Below are 980 nucleotides of genomic sequence, written 5' to 3' on the forward strand. Positions count from 1 at the left end.
TCTATATCTACAAAATATTGGTTCAAGCTGATGGAGCAACAGATCAGGTCAAACAAAGTAGTGAATTTCAAAAGCTAGTTATTCTAAAATAAAATTTCGTTCTAATACAGGGTAAACCTATTTCACAGATTTTGCCCTGTATTTGTTCTATTTTTTGTCAAAAAAACAAATTTATTTTAATTTATACATCAACACTTTTACCTTTGTATACGTTTTAGAAATGCACGTCCTAAAAACTATTTTTTTAGAATTTTAAATGATACACTCAACAATATCATCTATGGTATAATTTTACATTAATCAACCTTTATTTTTAGTTTGCATATTTGCATGGTTTATTAATTGGGAAAAGAATCAGGAATTTGTAATTTTTTTAAACATCCCAACTTTTTCACAAGTTTGTTTGTCCTAAGTTATAGTTCCTCTTATGTATTGATAAAAAATAAATTTTCGATACGTCATTACAATTTAACATAAGATGTTACAGTAGGTACACCTTAAATTATAAATTGCAATGGGGCAGAATATTGTTCAATCAATGAATTATTTTTTAACATTACTTAACCTTATTCTAAATAGAGTTTGATATCTTACCATATCAACTTTATACAGTACAGATTCTGTATCCTTGATCTTATATCTTTGAATATAGTAGTATATAATTATTGCTATATGAATTATTCTAAAAAACAGAACACAATGCTTCAGTCACTTTTCAAGGCATTTTTTCTAACAATTATTGTTAGTAGTAGTATATATGCTCAAACCGTTACAGAGTCTATTGACTTGAAATGGGAGGAACAACCTCGCCAATATAGATTCTCTGACGAACATACATTGCACTATATGTATTTTGAGAATGCTAGTTATGATGAATCCAAACCTCAATTTCCTATTTTCTCTAAACAAATTCGTTTGAATAGTTATGGTGATTTGACCGCAAGATTGGTCAATGAACAATACTCACCTTTGACTAATAC

Annotated in this window: 1 protein-coding gene; it reads left to right on the plus strand. The window is 27.9% G+C overall.

Annotation, left to right across the window (positions count from 1 at the left end; genetic code table 11):
- Positions 1-699: 699 nt before the first annotated feature.
- Positions 700-980, plus strand: a 281-nt coding sequence (locus CG11_RS26185; protein ID WP_156039913.1) for a hypothetical protein, incomplete at its 3' end; no start/stop codon positions are given.

This window comes from Aureispira sp. CCB-QB1 (assembly GCF_000724545.1).
GTDB lineage: Bacteria > Bacteroidota > Bacteroidia > Chitinophagales > Saprospiraceae > Aureispira.